The sequence below is a fragment of the uncultured Duncaniella sp. genome, from assembly GCF_910578445.1.
Classification (GTDB): Bacteria; Bacteroidota; Bacteroidia; order Bacteroidales; family Muribaculaceae; genus Duncaniella.
The window spans coordinates 13,233-29,316 of the sequence record NZ_CAJTQC010000019.1 but is presented as its reverse complement, the minus strand read 5'-3'; the positions used below and the strand labels follow the sequence as shown (position 1 = coordinate 29,316).

The 16,084-nt window shown below is 48.4% G+C and carries 18 protein-coding genes; 7 read left to right on the top strand and 11 right to left on the bottom strand.

Annotation, left to right across the window (positions count from 1 at the left end):
- Window positions 1–25 precede the first annotated feature (25 nt).
- Window positions 26–1,324: a histidine-type phosphatase gene (locus QZ311_RS08575; protein WP_297066723.1), complete on the top strand. Its 1,299-nt coding sequence runs from the start codon at window positions 26–28 to the stop codon at window positions 1,322–1,324.
- A gap of 83 nt (window positions 1,325–1,407) precedes the next feature.
- On the opposite strand, the gene QZ311_RS08570 is transcribed toward QZ311_RS08575, so the two are convergent.
- Entirely contained in the window at window positions 1,408–1,866 is a 459-nt protein-coding gene (locus QZ311_RS08570) for a hypothetical protein (RefSeq protein WP_297066721.1), read from the bottom strand.
- Between the two features lie 253 nt (window positions 1,867–2,119).
- Here QZ311_RS08570 and QZ311_RS08565 point away from each other — a divergent pair, with 253 nt between their 5' ends.
- The 4 genes from QZ311_RS08565 (at window position 2,120) to QZ311_RS08550 (ending at window position 5,600) form a co-directional block, all read left to right on the top strand.
- Entirely contained in the window at window positions 2,120–2,770 is a 651-nt protein-coding gene (locus QZ311_RS08565) for a 50S ribosomal protein L25/general stress protein Ctc (RefSeq protein ID WP_297066719.1), read from the top strand.
- A 151-nt stretch (window positions 2,771–2,921) separates the two neighbouring features.
- Window positions 2,922–3,485 (top strand): aminoacyl-tRNA hydrolase, encoded by a 564-nt coding sequence (pth, locus tag QZ311_RS08560; protein WP_297066717.1) that lies wholly within the window; start codon window positions 2,922–2,924, stop codon window positions 3,483–3,485.
- 7 nt (window positions 3,486–3,492) lie between these two features.
- Window positions 3,493–3,915: an RNA-binding S4 domain-containing protein gene (locus tag QZ311_RS08555; protein ID WP_297066716.1), complete on the top strand. Its 423-nt coding sequence runs from the start codon at window positions 3,493–3,495 to the stop codon at window positions 3,913–3,915.
- Window positions 3,916–3,950: 35 nt separating this feature from the next.
- A complete protein-coding gene (locus QZ311_RS08550) occupies window positions 3,951–5,600 on the top strand; it encodes a C69 family dipeptidase (protein ID WP_297066714.1) in 1,650 nt (549 codons plus the stop codon).
- Window positions 5,601–6,234: 634 nt separating this feature from the next.
- On the opposite strand, the gene QZ311_RS08545 is transcribed toward QZ311_RS08550, so the two are convergent.
- The 9 genes from QZ311_RS08545 to porQ form a co-directional block, all read right to left on the bottom strand.
- A complete protein-coding gene (locus tag QZ311_RS08545) occupies window positions 6,235–7,032 on the bottom strand; it encodes a nitrilase-related carbon-nitrogen hydrolase (protein ID WP_297066712.1) in 798 nt (265 codons plus the stop codon).
- A gap of 50 nt (window positions 7,033–7,082) precedes the next feature.
- Window positions 7,083–7,622 (bottom strand): 1-acyl-sn-glycerol-3-phosphate acyltransferase, encoded by a 540-nt coding sequence (locus QZ311_RS08540; RefSeq protein ID WP_297066711.1) that lies wholly within the window; start codon window positions 7,620–7,622, stop codon window positions 7,083–7,085.
- A gap of 39 nt (window positions 7,623–7,661) precedes the next feature.
- Entirely contained in the window at window positions 7,662–8,027 is a 366-nt protein-coding gene (locus QZ311_RS08535) for a hypothetical protein (protein WP_297066709.1), read from the bottom strand.
- 98 nt (window positions 8,028–8,125) lie between these two features.
- Window positions 8,126–9,439 carry a threonine synthase gene (gene thrC / locus QZ311_RS08530; protein ID WP_297066708.1) on the bottom strand — a complete coding sequence of 438 codons (1,314 nt, stop codon included), beginning with the start codon at window positions 9,437–9,439 and terminating at the stop codon, window positions 8,126–8,128.
- A gap of 88 nt (window positions 9,440–9,527) precedes the next feature.
- Window positions 9,528–9,878, bottom strand: coding sequence for a hypothetical protein (locus QZ311_RS08525; RefSeq protein ID WP_297066706.1), 351 nt, complete (start codon window positions 9,876–9,878; stop codon window positions 9,528–9,530).
- Window positions 9,875–10,375 (bottom strand): 3'-5' exonuclease, encoded by a 501-nt coding sequence (locus tag QZ311_RS08520; protein WP_297066704.1) that lies wholly within the window; start codon window positions 10,373–10,375, stop codon window positions 9,875–9,877. The genes QZ311_RS08525 and QZ311_RS08520 overlap by 4 nt, the downstream gene beginning before the upstream one ends.
- A gap of 58 nt (window positions 10,376–10,433) precedes the next feature.
- Window positions 10,434–11,324: a 4-hydroxy-3-methylbut-2-enyl diphosphate reductase gene (locus QZ311_RS08515; RefSeq protein WP_297066702.1), complete on the bottom strand. Its 891-nt coding sequence runs from the start codon at window positions 11,322–11,324 to the stop codon at window positions 10,434–10,436.
- On the bottom strand, window positions 11,324–12,016 hold the full coding sequence (gene cmk, locus QZ311_RS08510) for a (d)CMP kinase (RefSeq protein ID WP_297066700.1): 693 nt from the start codon (window positions 12,014–12,016) through the stop codon (window positions 11,324–11,326). The genes QZ311_RS08515 and cmk overlap by 1 nt, the downstream gene beginning before the upstream one ends.
- Window positions 12,006–13,046: a type IX secretion system protein PorQ gene (gene porQ, locus QZ311_RS08505; protein ID WP_297066699.1), complete on the bottom strand. Its 1,041-nt coding sequence runs from the start codon at window positions 13,044–13,046 to the stop codon at window positions 12,006–12,008. Before porQ ends, cmk begins: the two co-directional genes overlap by 11 nt.
- Before the next feature lie 207 nt (window positions 13,047–13,253).
- Here porQ and QZ311_RS08500 point away from each other — a divergent pair, with 207 nt between their 5' ends.
- On the top strand, window positions 13,254–13,685 hold the full coding sequence (locus tag QZ311_RS08500; RefSeq protein ID WP_297066697.1) for an energy transducer TonB: 432 nt from the start codon (window positions 13,254–13,256) through the stop codon (window positions 13,683–13,685).
- A gap of 102 nt (window positions 13,686–13,787) precedes the next feature.
- On the opposite strand, the gene QZ311_RS08495 is transcribed toward QZ311_RS08500, so the two are convergent.
- On the bottom strand, window positions 13,788–14,708 hold the full coding sequence (locus tag QZ311_RS08495; RefSeq protein ID WP_297066695.1) for a DMT family transporter: 921 nt from the start codon (window positions 14,706–14,708) through the stop codon (window positions 13,788–13,790).
- A 138-nt stretch (window positions 14,709–14,846) separates the two neighbouring features.
- On the opposite strand from QZ311_RS08495, the gene QZ311_RS08490 reads away from it, so the two are divergent.
- On the top strand, window positions 14,847–15,656 hold the full coding sequence (locus QZ311_RS08490) for a polyphenol oxidase family protein (RefSeq protein WP_297066693.1): 810 nt from the start codon (window positions 14,847–14,849) through the stop codon (window positions 15,654–15,656).
- Window positions 15,657–16,084: the final 428 nt, after the last annotated feature.

The window sequence follows — 16,084 nt, the reverse complement described above, 5'->3', positions numbered from 1 at the left end:
ATCTTCTTATCAAAATCTGTTCATTATGAAAAATTTATTTTCATCAGTCATCGCATTGATGCTGCTTGGTGTTCCCGGCGTGATTTCTGCCCAGACTCAGCGCAGCAAAGAATTCAAAGACAAATATCAGCTTAAAGAAGCTGTCGTGTTGAGCCGTCACAACATCCGCTCTCCATTGTCGGACAGCAAGAGTGATCTCGGACGCATGACTCCACACAAGTGGACTGAATGGAGCGCAGGTAAAAGCGAACTCACCTCGCGCGGTGGTGTGCTTGAGACAATGATGGGGCAATATTTCCGTAAATGGCTTGTTGACGCCGGCATGTTTCCTGAAAACTATGTCCCAACGGCCGATGATATAAACGTGATAGCAAACTCCATGCAGCGCTGCATTGCCACCGCCCAGTATTTCTCCTCCGGTTTTATGCCTGTTGGCGGGATAAGGGTCAATCATCGCTATACTCCAAGCAAGATGGATCCGCTTTTCAATCCGCAGCTGACAAAAGTCAGCCCTGAATTTGTCAAGGTGGCTATGGAGCAGATAAACGCTATGGGTGGAGAAAAGGGGATAGTAGGCATTAATGAGGCTATCGCTCCCGATTATGCTCTGATGACCGAAGTGCTCGATGTCAGTGATTCGCCTATGGCAAAAAGCGATGATCCGAAACTGAAGGCTCTTGACAATTACAATACAGAAATCGTGCTTGAAAAATGGGCTGAACCTTCGATGAAATCCGGATCGGCTCTCAAGGAACTCAATTCGGCGAGTGATGCGTTTATACTTCAGTATTACGAAGAACCTGACAGCATGAAGGCTGCATTCGGCCACAATCTCACCCGCGAGGACTGGGCTAAACTCGCCCATGTCAAGGATACGTATCAGGACGTATTGTTCACCGCTCCGATAGTGGCGGTCAATGTGGCAAATCCTCTGATCAGGTATATGTATGACGAATTGCGTTCGCCCGACCGCAAATTCACCTTCCTTGTCGGACATGACAGCAATCTTTCGAGCGTGGCCACCGCCCTTGGAATAGAGGAATATGAGTTGCCGGAGGCTATTGAAAAGAAAACGCCGATCGGATCGAAGCTCGTGATTGAGAAATTTGTCGGTCCTGACGGTGAAGAATATGCGGATATAAATATAGTTTATCAGTCGGTGGACCAGCTTCGCGACATGGAGCTACTCGACCTTAATAATCCTCCGCAGATTTATCCTCTGTCGTTCAAAGGATTGTCGAAAAATGCCGATGGCCTATATAAGATGTCGGATGTGGCATCAAGATTCGAACAGGCATTGAAGGCATATGAGGATATTCCTTAAGAGAAACAGACAATGCTAAAAATACAGCCGCTATTCAAGTCAGAGTGACATGGATAGCGGCCGTATTTTGTTATGTAGTAATATCAGTTGGATAGGGAGTAGAGTGTCTGATAGCTGTATTCGGCATCGGGATAATAGTAGGGGTCATATGTGGTGACATAGGAGGAGAATTTGAATGGCGAAAGCTGGTCGATAGCCCAATATTCGTGTCCGACACCTTGAATGTACAGATGGATAACGGTCGGATCATACGGCGAGAAATCCCATTGGAAGTAACGGGTCTGTTGCTGTGTGCCATATATGTCGTCCTCGTAATAGCTTTCCCAGACACCTGTGCCGTCGCCATAGAAATCCCAGTAGTCCGACGAATAATATTCCTGTCCGTCGGGGTAGAATCCGCCGGCTTCTGCATACCATGTCGTGGAAGTGAGGTTGTAATATATATCGTTTTCGATGTTGTCGTCATCTTCGCATGATGTAAGGAACAAAGGCAATGCGATTATGGCAAGAAGGTATATCGTTGCTTTTGAAATCTTTTTCATTGTTGGCAAGGTTATTTTTGTGTTGCTATTCTTGTTGTTGGAACTATGGTTTGCAAAGGTAAGCGAAAGGATGGAATATAAAACTCTGTCGGGAATGTAATTTTAGTTAAAGTTTGTGAATGCAATGGCTGTTTGGTGCGAAAAATTTGTAACTTTGCAGTCGCTTTTTAGCATCCCGTGTGATGGGAAATTAAGAGCAATTCAAATTACAACTTAATTTTTAGTAACACAATTTAAAACAACCCAATCAGAAATGAAGACATTTCAACTGACCGCCGAACCCCGTACCGATCTCGGCAAGAAGGCTGCCAAGGCCATCCGCAAGGAAAACAAGATTCCCGTAGTGCTCAATGGTGGCGAAATCATCACTCTTCCTTATGACAAGGAGCTCAAGGCTGGTGAAAAAATCGTTGAAATCGGCAACGGCAAGGGTCTCATCACAACTGACCTCGTAGTTTCACAGGACGCTGTGCGCAAGCTCGTGTACACTCCCGATATCTACGCTATCGAACTTACCGTTAACGGTGAAACCCGTATGGCAGTCCTCAAAGATATTCAGTTCCATCCTGTAAAGGACACCATCATGCACATCGACCTTCTCGAAGTTAACGACAAGAAGCCTGTTGCTATCGAAGTTCCCGTTAAGCTCGAAGGCCATGCAGAAGGTGTTAAGGCCGGTGGTAAGCTCACTCTTTCAATGAAGAAAATCCGCGTTAAGGCTGTCTACACTGAAATCCCCGAACGTGTTGTCATCAATGTTGACCACCTCGGCCTCGGCAAGACCCTCCAGATTGGCGAACTCCACTTCGAAGGTCTTGAACTTATGAATGCCAAGAACGCTGTTGTCTGCGCCGTTCAGCTCACTCGTGCTGCCCGTGGTGCTCAGGCCAACGCAAATTCATAAGCAGACGGCTTAGAATAGTCATAACGACAGATTTTCTCATTGTTCACATTATTGCATGCTGGCTGAGAAGATCTGTCGTTTTTTTATTATCCGAAAATTGCCGCTTAGGCAGTCATCATGCCTTTGGAAATAAATAGAAAAATCTACAAATATGAAATATCTAATTGTCGGTCTTGGAAACATCGGTGCGGAGTATGCGATGACCCGTCATAATGCCGGGTTCAGGATTGCTGATGCCCTTGCCGAGAGCGGAGGTGCGACATTCTCTACGGAGCGCTATGGCGATATTGCCCGAATGAGGGTGAAGAATGCCCAGCTTGTGATTCTGAAACCGTCGACATATATGAATCTTTCAGGCAATGCCGTGAGATACTGGAAGGAAAAGGAGGGAATTGAAAATGGACAGATTCTGGTCATAGTGGATGACTGTGCCCTGCCTTTCGGTGCAATCCGCATCAAGCCGCGAGGAAGCGATGCCGGACATAACGGATTGAAGAATATCGCGCAGATGCTCGGGACTCAGGACTATCCCCGCCTTAAATTCGGCATCGGCAATGACTTCCCGCGAGGCACACAGATTGACTATGTGCTCGGACGTTTTTCTGACGAGGAGGAGAAGGCTATGGGGGCGCGTATCGAACTCGCGGTCGATGCCATCAAGACTTTTTGCCTCGCAGGCATTCAGACTGCCATGAATACCTATAATAATAAATAACAGGAGTATGAATGAAGTAAGAGTTGACAAGTGGCTGTGGGCCATGCGTGTGTTCAAGACGCGTACGGTGGCTACAGAGGCCTGCAAGAAAGGGCGTGTTTTTATAGGCAACACCGTCGCCAAGCCGTCGCGCACAATCAAGGTTGGCGATGTCGTGAATGTACGTAAACCACCGGTGACTTATTCATTCAGGGTTCTTGCGTTGGCGCAAAACCGTCTCGGCGCAAAACTTGTGCCCGAGTATATGGTGAATATTACTCCTAAGAGTGAGCTTGATTTGCTTGAGGTCGTTAAGATTTCCGGTTTTATCGACCGTCGCAAGGGGCTTGGCCGTCCTACGAAGCGCGAGGGGCGCGATCTCGCCCAGTTTACCGAGTCTATGTCTGACGGATGGGACATGGATTTCCTCGATGATGAGGATGACGAATAAAATCTATCATTCTTTTACCGATATTATCCTTAGTTATGAAACTTCACCGGACTACAATTCTGTTTTCAGCTTTCTGCTGCAATCTTGCGGCCTTTGCCTGCACTAATTTCATTGCAGGCCGTAAAGCTACGACCGACGGCTCGGTCATGGTTACCTATGCCGACGATTCCTACACACGTTTCGGCGATCTTTTCCATTCTCCGCGCGGCAAGCATGCGCCCGGTACTATGCGGCAGGTGATCGACTGGGGCGACAACAGTCCTCGAGGCGAGATTCCACAGGCTTCGGAGACCTACAATGTTGTCGGAAATATGAATGAACACCAGCTTGTGATAGGCGAGACCACATGGACCGGTCATCATGAGCTTGCAGATACCACCGGCGTTTCCATGCTTGACTATGGATCACTCATCTATATAACTCTCGAACGTTGCAAGACTGCCCGCGAAGCTATCAGGACAATGGCTGATCTGGTGGAGAAATACGGTTATGCCAGCACCGGCGAGACTTTTTCCATCGCTGACAAGAATGAGGCTTGGATCATGGAGATGATTGGCAAAGGTGCGGAGAAAGGTGCGGTGTGGATTGCGGTGCGTGTCCCTGACAATGCCATCTGCGCCCACGCCAATGAGCCGCGTATCCGCAAGGTGGACTATAAAGACACCGAAAATGTGATGTATGCCAAGGACCTTATTCCGTTTGCCCGCAGGCGCGGTTATTTCTCCGGCAAGGACAAGGATTTTTCGTTTGCTGACGCTTTTGAAAACCACGATGCAGCCAAGCGCCGCTCGTGCGATGCCCGTGTATGGAGCTTCTTCCGTCGTTTCGCCTCCTCGGAGGAGGATAAGGCTTGGTTTAAGTGGGTGAATGCCGAAAGCGACGAGCCGATGCCTCTTTTCATCATACCCGACCGCAAACTGTCGCTTCAGGATATGCAGGCCCGCATGAGAGACCACTACGAGGATACGCCTTACGAAATGACTTCCGATCCGGGGGCTGGTCCTTATAAAGCTCCTCAGCGCAACCGTCCGATGCGCTATGAGGTCGATGGTAAGAAATATACCCATGAGCGCCCTGTCGCAACCCAACAGACAGCATGGCATTTTGTCAGCCAAAGCCGTGCCGATTTGCCTGATCCCGTAGGCGGTGTCCTTTGGTTCGGTACGGACGATGCCAACACATCTGTCTATATGCCTTTCTATTGTTCGATGACAGAAGTTCCTGAAGAAGTGCGTCCGGGCAACGGAGACCTCTACACGTTCTCTCCGACAGCCAATTTCTGGGTGAACAACTGGGTGGCAAATCAGGCTTACGGTAAATATAATCTTATGATTGATGACATCCGCAAGGTGCAGGGTGCGCTTGAAGACAGGTTTACCGCCACGCGTCCTGATTTCGAGGCCGAACTTTTAAAGTTGTATCAGTCCGGTGACATTCAGGCGCTTGAGGCTCGTGTCAATGCCGACGGTGCTTCGATTGCCAAGGAGGCTACGGATGCCTATAGGGATCTCGCGCTTTTTCTTCTTGTCAGATACCTTGACGGCGGACGCAAAAAGATAGACGAAAATGGCGATTTTGCACGTAATCCTCATGGCAAGCCGCTCTCTCCGGAATCTCCCGGATTTTCCGAGGACTTCTATCGTCTCATTGTCGAAAAGACCGGAGACCATTTTCTTCTTAAATGATTCATTCTTCTGAATTTCCAGATATTATTTGGTAGAAAATATTACTAAGCAGCCCGGGCAGAGTCTGTCCGGGCTGTTCTGTGGAAGTAGATAGATGGAAAATCACGTTAGATGAAACATAATTAGTAGTCATGGTGTGTCAGATTAAGACGGTCTGACACACCATGACTACTAATATTATAGGCGGATATAAGGGTTGTATTGTATACCTAATGTAGCTTATGTAAATTATGGTCGAACGGCGCTTGAGGGTAGCGACCAGTCAGCCACGAATTCAACAGTCGATTTTGGCGCGACAGTTTTTTTGATGGTCTCAACGATAGTTCCTACTACGTTTCCAAAAAAGTCGTCATGTGCTGTGTTAAATTTGTCTTTTAATTCCATTGTTACTGATGTTACGTTAGATATGTTGAGTAAGATTTTCTATATGTTAAACATATAGGAGTTGAAAAGGTTTAGAATAAAAGTGTTAAATTTTGTAAAATATAAAAAAATAACACGAAAGTAGAAAGAAAAGGTTCGGTTCAATTCAAAATTATGCGGGATAAGGGCTCGCCTTTGGGGCGATGGAATGAGGATCGGGGAGAAATGATGGCGGATTGGGAAAGATTGAAGCGGATAGGCGGAGCTGTTGTCAGCGTCCGGGTGTCAGGTCGATAGAGAAATGGTCAGAGGAGCGATATGCCGGGAAGCGTTCGCGTCCCTCCTTGAGGTTTGTGAGGTCGAGCAGTGCATAGATGTGGCCGTTGCGGCGTGTTTCCTTTATATCCTCACCAAGATTGTCGAAAATTGAAGACATGCCGGTGGTGTAATCGCCATATTTGTCAACTCCTGTGCGATTACAACCTACTGTATATATCTGATTTTCGATTGCGCGGGCACTTAGCAGGGTTTTATAGGGCTTGACGCGTGAAATCGGCCAGTTGGATGGTACAATGAGCAGGTCGTAGAGATTTTCGGGTTGATTGCGCGTCCACACTGGGAAGCGGAGATCGTAGCAGACAATAATTTTAATGTTCCATCCGCGGAATCGGATGGTAGGGGGCAGAGATTGCCCCGGGGTATAGACGGTGTTTTCAGATGAGAGAGGGAACAGATGACGTTTATCGGAAAAGGTGATGTCGCCCATCGGCTCTACAAAAAACGCACGGTTGAAGTATTGTCCTTGTCCGTCGGTAGCGAGGAAACTTCCGGCAATTGCAAATCCGAAATATTGTGCCCAGCGTTTGAGCGCATCAACGGTGTGTCCGTCAATCGGTTCGGCTTTTTCGGCAACGGTTTTTGCGTCAGGAATAAAAGCTGTGGTAAACAATTCCGGCAATATGACTATATCGGTGTCGGGTTCGACCTGATTGAGCTGATGGGCGACTGAAATCAGGTTGTTCTCGACATCGGCATATGTTATGTCAAACGGTATTGCGCAGATTTTCATTCCAATAAATGACAGGACGATAGGTTGGTTGTGTGTATTATTGTTTTTGGTCAGATGGCAAAATTTTCAGGCTTTATGCCCTTGAAATCACGATAGTAGCTTTTGATGGCGGCCATATCGGCTTCAAGATTGCCGGTCGGGTGATATGTCTTTTCCAGATGTATGGTCTTGTCGCTTGCCTGAATAGCGCCGAGCACGATGGGTACGCCTGCGCCATAGGCTATCCGTAGAAATCCGGTGTGCCATTCAGTGACGCGAGCTCTTGTGCCTTCCGGGGTGATTGCCACCGACATTTTGTCGCAGCTACGGAATTTGTTGATGAGAGCCTCAGTGAGTGACGCACCACGGCGTTTTCTTGGGACAGGGATGCCTCCGAATGCTTTGAAGAGCAGGTTCATCGGGAAGAAAAACCATGTCTCTTTGATTAGGAATCCGGCCTGACGGCCGAGCGACCAATAGGCTAATTTTCCGAGCACGAAGTCCCAGTTGGATGTATGTGGAGCCACACAAATGATACATTTGGGGTAATCAGGGACAGTGCAGATGACTTTCCATCCAAACAATCGCAATATGGTTTTGCTCAGGGACATCGGCTTGGAATGTACGGTTAGTTATTAATTATATGGATTTTATGCTTTTAGAGCGGCTACGTTGGCATCTTTCTGCTCCTGAGGCAGTATGGCGTTCATTTTCTTTATGATTGCATCGACATGGGCATTGAATTCAGCTTTGAGCTTTGAGAATGCCGCATGGAAATAAGCTGCACGAGCTTTGCGATATTCATGTCCGTTAGGAAATGATTTAGCTGACTGGGGGAAAGATATGCTGATGCGGCGTAGCGCATTTTCCTGAAGGTCGGCAAGTTCATAGATGATCTCGTTAAGCTTTTCACGGTCGATACCGGGAATTGAAAACTTTGCTACGACACATTCGCCTGCGAGTGCTCCGCAGATAATGCGTATTTCTTTTTTGAGAAGACGTTTGTTTGAAGCCATTGTTGTTCAAGTTTTAAGGGTTGTATAGGTCAAGCGGCTGTCTCCGCTTGGCGACTTGCATGGCAAGTCATAATGCAAATTTACAAAAAGTATTGATTTTATAGGGTAGAAAGCAAAACTTTTTTCAACGCAAGTAGCGATGGGGTTATCCGTGGAGTGTCGTGATGGATGTCCGGATTCCCTGTCGTGGTGGGGATTACATTCTCGGGTAGTATTCCTGTCGCAGCCTTTACTGCCTGCGGGAATTTTGCCGGATGGGCTGTCGCAAGGAAGATTCCTTTTTCGCCGGGAGCGAGGTTTTCGCGTAGAGCCTCGTAGGCTGTCGCGCCGTGCGGGTCCATGAGATAGCCGTGGCGGGAATAGACATTTCTCATCGCCGAGATAATCCTTTCGTCTGATAGGGCATATCCCTTCATGTCGCGGCTGATTGCTTCACGGTCGCCATTATAGAGGTCGAGAATGCGTGAAAAATTTGAGGGGTTGCCAACATCCATCGCACAAGCTACTGTGCGCTGAGGTTTTTTAGGCTCGAATCTCTCTCCTGCAAGGTATCTGGTGAAAGAGTCGTTGATGTTGTTGGCCACTACAAATCTTTTGACCGGAAGACCCATCCTCATGGCAAGCAAGCCGGCGGTGAGATTGCCAAGATTGCCACACGGGACAGAGATGACCGCTCCGTCCGCAGGGGGGGCCGGTTCGTTGCGGAGGAGCTGGCTATATCCATAATAATAGTAGAACATCTGCGGAAGCAGACGGCATACATTTATAGAGTTTGCCGAGGTAATGTGCATTTCCTCACGCAGCAACTTATCGACGAAGGCTTCCTTCACCAGACGTTGGCAGTCATCGAATGTGCCCATTATTTCGATGGGATATACGTTGTCGCCGAGCGATGTGAACTGATGGCGCTGGACTGATGTCAGACCACGTTCGGGGTAGAGGACGAAGACATTTACGCCGGGGACTTTATGAAAGCCGGCAGCGACAGCCCCTCCAGAATCGCCGGAGGTGGCTACAAGGACGTTGACAGCTTTGTTGCCTTGAGGCGAGAAGTGGCTGATGATGCGTGCGAGGAAGCGTGCGCCCACGTCCTTGAATGCGAGTGTCGGGCCGTGGAACAGTTCGAGCGCATAGATGTCGTTGTCAATCCTGCGGAGGGGGATTTCGAATGAAAAAGTATCAAAAACAATCTGTTTGAGCTCGGATGCGTCGATGACATCTCCGAGGACTGTCGTTGCCACGATGTATGCGATGTCACTGACTGACATTTCGCCTATATTGTTGAAAAAAGCACGCGGTATGACCGGAATCCTCTCAGGCATGTAAAGCCCTCCGTCGGGTGCAAGACCGGTCATCACCGCTTCTTCGAGCGAAGCATGTTGGCTATGTCCGTTTGTGCTATAGAATTGCATTGGGATTATTGAGTGAAATAGGGTCAAGCAAAAATATGAATTTCCACCTGAAAGTGCAAAAGCCTATTGTTAAATTTACCGAAAATGATTAAAAAATAATCCTTGCGAGCGAATCGCAATTTTTTCGAACGTAGTCAGTGAATCCGCGCTCGTAGTCGACAGCCGACTGGCATCCGAGGTTTGACTCGATGTTGCTCATTCTGGCACGGATGTCGAGCAGTCCTTCCTGCACGCTGTCTTCATCGTGTGCTGATTTGAGCAGATTCATCGCATGTTTTTCTCCAAGTGCGTAAGCTTCGCGGTCGTGGACTTTAGACGATACTTTTTTAGCGGAACTGTGGCTTTCAGTTCCACCGCACGATGTGAAAATGATGGCTGATGAAAATGATAAGGCGAGGACTGAGAAGATTCCTATAGCAGCGGACCTGAAAAATCTCATAGGATAGTCATTGCGATTTTAGCGCACCCTTCGGCGTCGGCGAGTGCGTCATGGTGATTGTTGAACGGAATGCCGAGGAATTCACAGACATAGGGTAGGGAATATGATGACAGGAGTGTCTTCGGGAATTTGCGGCGTGCCGTCTGATAAGTGCAAAAGAACGGGTAGCACGGATAGTCCATGCCGTAAGCACGATGGGCGGCGCGTATGCAGCGTTCATCGAAAGCCTTGTTGTGGGCAACGAGCGGCAGTTTCCCGATAAGGCGGTCGACATCGCGCCACACTTCACTGAACACTCTGGCATTTTCTGTGTCCTTGCGCCCGATTCCGTGGATGTTAAGTGTGAAATGTCGGAAATAATATTCCGGCTCCGGTTTTACAAGCTCGTAAAAACGGTCGACGATACATCCATCAATGACTTTGACAGCTCCGATGGCACAAATTGATGTCGGCTCTGAATTGGCGGTCTCGACGTCGATGGCTACGAAATTTTCCATGTGGATACATTCGATTGTAGAATAGTTTATGGTGTGGAGGCTATTGGCTGTTGGATTGTTATCCGGCAGTCTCTGCCAGACATGCGGCGACCGTGTCGCGCACATCTTCCATGAGCCAGCGCGGGGTGGATGTCGCACCGCATATGCCTATGCTTTCCGCTCCTTCAAGCCATTCACGGCAGAAGTCTGAAGGGTTTGAGACGAGGTGAGAGCGAGTGTTGACGCTATGGCATTCGTTGTAAAGCACTTTGCCATTGCTGCTCTTTGCGCCTGCCACGAAGAGGATTACGTCGTGGCGGCGTGCGAAGTCGCGCAGATGGTCCACACGGTTGGCAACCTGACGGCAGATAGTGTCGAACGATTCGAATTTCACACCCGGCATTATCCGATGGTTTATTTCGCTGACCATTTCGGCGAATCCCTGTAGCGACATCGTAGTCTGAGAATAGAAAGCGATGTCGCGTGAGAAGTCGATTCGGCAGAGCTGGCTGATGTTTTCGACAACAATCGCTTCGCCGTTTATCTGCCCGACAAGTCCATTGACTTCGGCATGGCCGGCTTTGCCGTAGATGACAATCTGCGGGCGTGGACGCGAGTTGTCGTAGGCATCCTTGATGCGCTGCTGAAGCCTCAGGACGACCGGGCATGTCGCATCAATGATTTCAATGTCTCGTTCACGGGCAAGCGAATAGGTGGAAGGTGGCTCGCCGTGGGCACGGAGAAGCACTCGCGACGATGAGAGCTCGCGAAGGTCGTCATGCGTGATTGTCGACAGCCCTTTGCGTTCGAGGCGCTCGACCTCGTCGCTGTTATGGACTATGTCGCCGAGGCAGTATAGCGGCTGGTCGCTGCGTTCGAGTTCTTCTTCGGCCTTGCGGATTGCAGTGACCACTCCGTGACAGAACCCTGAGCGGGCGTCGATTTCTATTATGGGCGCTTTGGTTTCCACTATTTTGCAGTGATTGAGTTGTAGAGATTGAGCAGCCAGTCGTTCTGTTCGTCTATGGTCATGGCCGAGTTGTCGAGCGCGACGGCATCGTCTGCGCAGCGGAGCGGGCTTTCTTCGCGTGTCATGTCAATGTGGTCGCGCTCAGTGACGTTGGCGAGGACATCTTCATAAGTGACGGATATGCCTTTGGCGGTCAGTTCCTTGAAGCGGCGTTCGGCGCGGCGTTCAGGGGTGGCGTTGCAGAATACTTTCATTTCCGCGTCGGGGAAAACGACTGTGCCGATGTCGCGGCCGTCCATGACTATGCCTTTTGTCTGTCCCATCTCGCGTTGCATCCTGACGAGCGAATGCCTGACGGCCGGAATGGCAGCGACAGGTGACACGTGGTTCGATACTTCGAGCGTGCGGATTTCATTTTCAACGATTTCACCATTCAGCATTGTCTGCTGTCCGTTTTCGTCTACCCGGAAGTCGATGTTTATCAATGGAAGCGAAGCGACGAGCGATTCTGTGTCGACCGCTCCGTCGGGACGGATAAATCCGTGACGCATGGCATAGAGTGTCACCGCGCGATACATGGCTCCTGAATCAATGTAGCGGTAGCCGATTGTCTTGGCAAGTTTGCGGGCCATAGTGCTTTTCCCCGAAGAGGAATAGCCGTCAATGGCTATTATGATTTTATCAGAATTCATATAGTTTAGTTGAAAGGTTGAGCATGATTGTTGTCGCACCGTTGTGGGGCTGTGACAGGGCGATTCCGACACCGAAATTTCTGACGTTGAGGCCTGCGCATGCTGAGAATCCGGAAAGGAAACTGCGTTTGTAGGTTGACATGTCGGTGCGTGTCTTGTAATTGTAGCCGATGCCTATGTGGAATTTTTCACTCGGGACAAAGTCAGCGGCAAAAACAAGATGGCGCATGAGGTTTGAACCGAATTTATCTTTAATCACAGGTGTAGTGCCTGTCGAGCCGTCGCCATTGTCGTAGAATGGCAGATGCCATTTGGTGAGATTCCATGCAGTGACCGACCATATTACCGGAAGAGTGCCGAATGATTTCGAAATGCCGAGACGGACATCTATGGGCAGGCGGTCATAGCGGGTGTCAAAGCGTTTTACCTGCCCTCCGAGATTGGCTATCACGGCTGAGAACGAGAGGTTGCGTTCAGGATCGTAATAATTGACTCCAAGGTCGGTGGCGATAGCCATCGCCGTGTAGGAATCATAGCTTGAATATATGTATTTGAGCGTGGCTCCGCCACGCCAATGATCGCTTATGTCGTGGGAATATGTGGCGCTCAACACCATGTCCTTCGGTGAAAAGTCGCCTGTGAGGACTCCGTTGACATCCGCGCCTTTGATTGTTCCGTAGCCAAAATATTGCACTCCTGCCATCCATGCACCGTGTTCTCCGGCACTCCTGCCGAATTTCACGCCGGCGAAATTGCTTTCGCCGATATAACGCATGTAGTTGACTCCAAGCTGCATCTCTACTTCCGGGCCGAGGAGACCGGGGTTCTGGTCGATACTGTTGATGTCATCCTCGATAGCAGTGATGTTTATTCCGCCAAGACCGTAGGTGAGAGTGGATGAAGGCAGATTTAAAAAATTATAGGCAGTTGACGATTCCTGACTCCATGCGTCAATGGAACATAGAGTGCCAAACGCGACAGAGAGCAATGACAGGCGAACAGTAGTGTGTAGGATTCGGGATAGGGTCATGGCTATAGTTATTCTTATATACAACGGACGTTGGCCTATATTATTATAATATGTGCGGCCATAATTGTCATGGCGTAGCGGATGGCGTCAAAATTAAAATGTCAATAAAGCTAAAACTATTGTAATCAATCTCAAAATAGTTGCAATTCAAAGGTCTGTGCGCTAATTTTGCTTCACTACATTTTTGCTTATTCTATGCTTAGAAATATGACACGATTCATTCTCCTCCCTCTCATCGCGGCCTATGCTTCATCTGTTGATGCGCAAGCAAGACAGCGTGATGCCGGAATGTCGGAAGCCCCTAAAACTCAGGTGTCCATTGATGTCTATGAATATGAAAGCGTCGATGTCCATCCGAGTTTTCCCGGGGGTGACGGGGCAATGTATCGATTCATCAACAGGGAGCGTCGCTATCCGTCGCAGGCCTATCGTGATGGCATCGAGGGACGTGTCCTGTGTAGTTTTGTCGTGAATGAGGATGGAACGATCTCACACATCTCCGTAATCAAAGGGGTGGAGGAGTCGCTCAATCGTGAGGCGGTCAGGATTCTCACAAAGATGCCTGCGTGGGATGCCGGCATGATTGACGAGACACCGGTCCCGGTCTATTGCATTCTGCCGATTGCTTTCCGTCGTTAACCGCACCCCCACGGCAATTAAGAAACGGAATTCCAAATCGTAGAGCAGGCGTGCCGGTTTATGTCTGCTGTTTGCTTGCCACGCTTTTTAACTCCCACTTGTTTAAGAAGCGGTTTCGGGGTGAGGTTTGGCAGCTTTGCTGATGGTCACGAGGTATACTCCCGAGAAAATGAGCGCGACAGCTACTACCTTGACCGGGGTGAAGCGGTCGAGGCCAAGGTAGACTCCGATGAGCGACGCGATTATCGGCTGGACGTAATTGTACATTCCGACCAATGTGGGACGCAGATTTTTTTGTCCGATCATAGTGAGTATGTATGCGAGGAATGTTGCGATGACAACCACGTAGGCAATCCCTGCTATTTCAGTGTGTGAAACCGCGCTCCAGTCTGTCGATATCCATTCTTTGATTGAGATGGGGAGTATCACTATGCTTGCGAAAGTGAACATCCATTTCATCAGTGTGAATACGGAATATTTTTTTATAAAATTCTTATAGAAAGTCAGATAAAGCGCGTAGCTCAGCTGTGCGGTGAGTACGAGCAGGTCGCCGAGCATTGGATTGTCTCCCTTCATTGCGGACTGCGCTCCGCCAAACACGAGCAGTAGCGCTCCCGATGCTCCGAGTGCGATTCCTCCGGCTTTTTTCCAAGTGATAGGCTCTTTAAGTATCACGGCGGCAAGCAGCATTACCCATATAGGCATGGTGGTGGTTATGATTGACGCTTCACCGGGCGAGGTGAATCCTATGCCGGTGATGTAGCTTCCCTGATTGAATACAATTCCCAGCATTCCCGCGCCGGCCATACGCAAAAGGTCGCGCAGCGGAACATGCTCATATTTTGTGAATATTGATGCTGTCCAGAAAAGGATGGCTGCTCCTAATATACGGAAGTTGGTCAGTAGTAATGGAGATATGACTCCGGCGGTCATTACTATCTTTGCAATCGGAGCCATCATGCCCCATGTGGTGTTTGCGCCAAGCATTGCAAGATGCCCTTTTAGCTTGAAATCCTTGTTCATTGATATGTAGTATGGTTAATACCGAAAATTTGAATTAATTTTGCAAGGCTGAAAAACAATTGAATCTCGTCGGTTTCGAGAAATTCGGCGCAAAAGTATAATAAAAGCTACAGATAGCAAAATTCTTGTTGATAAAAGATGACACCATCAGAATTTACAGAGAGAGGAGTGCCGGTTGTGTGTAATAGCAATCACTCATGGCTGAATGTCATTGCAGACCGTGGTGCATATAAAATAATGTTCACATCGCGAGGGGCAGGCTGCGGATCTTCGGCATACGGTGGTTTTAACATCTGTCATTACACCGGCGACAGCGTTTCGCATGTGGCTGACTGTCGACGCAATCTGGCCGAGGCTCTCGGAGTTGATGCCGATCGGATTATTGTGCCACGGCAGACTCATTCGGTGAATGTGGCCGTCATCGACTCTTTTCCTCCAGACGACGCGACGCTCGAAGGGGTGGATGGAGTGGTCTCTATATTAAATAAGGTGGTAATCGGTGTCTCGACTGCCGATTGTGTGCCGGTTATTCTTGTGGATGAGATTGCCGGAGTGGTTGCCGCGCTACATGCCGGATGGTGTGGGGCGGTCGGTGGAATTGTCAGGGAAGGTGTCAGCCGGATGATGGAAACCGGAGCAGTCCCTGACAGGATTATGGCATATATAGGCCCGTCAATATGCGTGGACTGTTTTGAAGTCGGCGAGGAGGTGGCCGAGAAGTTCCCTGACGAATGTGTTGTGAGATATGATGACGGGCGTCGGCCTCATGTCGATTTACCACGCTATGTTGCTTTGATGCTGAAGCAGGAGGGGATAAAGGATTGTAATATCACGCCATTTGCGAAGAACTTATGTACGCGATGTCACTCTGAACAATATTTTTCGGCTCGGGCTTTAGGCGTGGAGTCGGGGCGTAATTACACTTTTGTAATCAAGAATGATTTATGATGTAATGTAAATGGAAAATATACTTATTTAAAATGGTTATAAATAATATTGCCTTGTGGAAATAGAAGCGTCCGATATACATAGCTCGGATTTTCAGGGAGATTAGAGTCAGATTCTTTAATTAAATATAAGGAGACGACAGACTGCTATTGTTGTATAAGATGTTGTAATATTGCGTTATAACTCGTTTTGATTAAAGTAAAACTTTAAGTATTTTGAATCTTGCGTACTAATATGCTGAAATTCAGCGATGTGTAAATTGTTTATAACTTCCAAATAAAAAAGTGCTTGATTTTCAAAAATGTTTTTAAGAAATTTGCATTGAAAATTGAATGTAGATATCCCTACATCAGGCGGAAATTCAAGAACCCTTTTCGTGCAAATAGGTACGCGGTCCGTCTAACTCTTGCTTGTTGAAGATTAGCTAC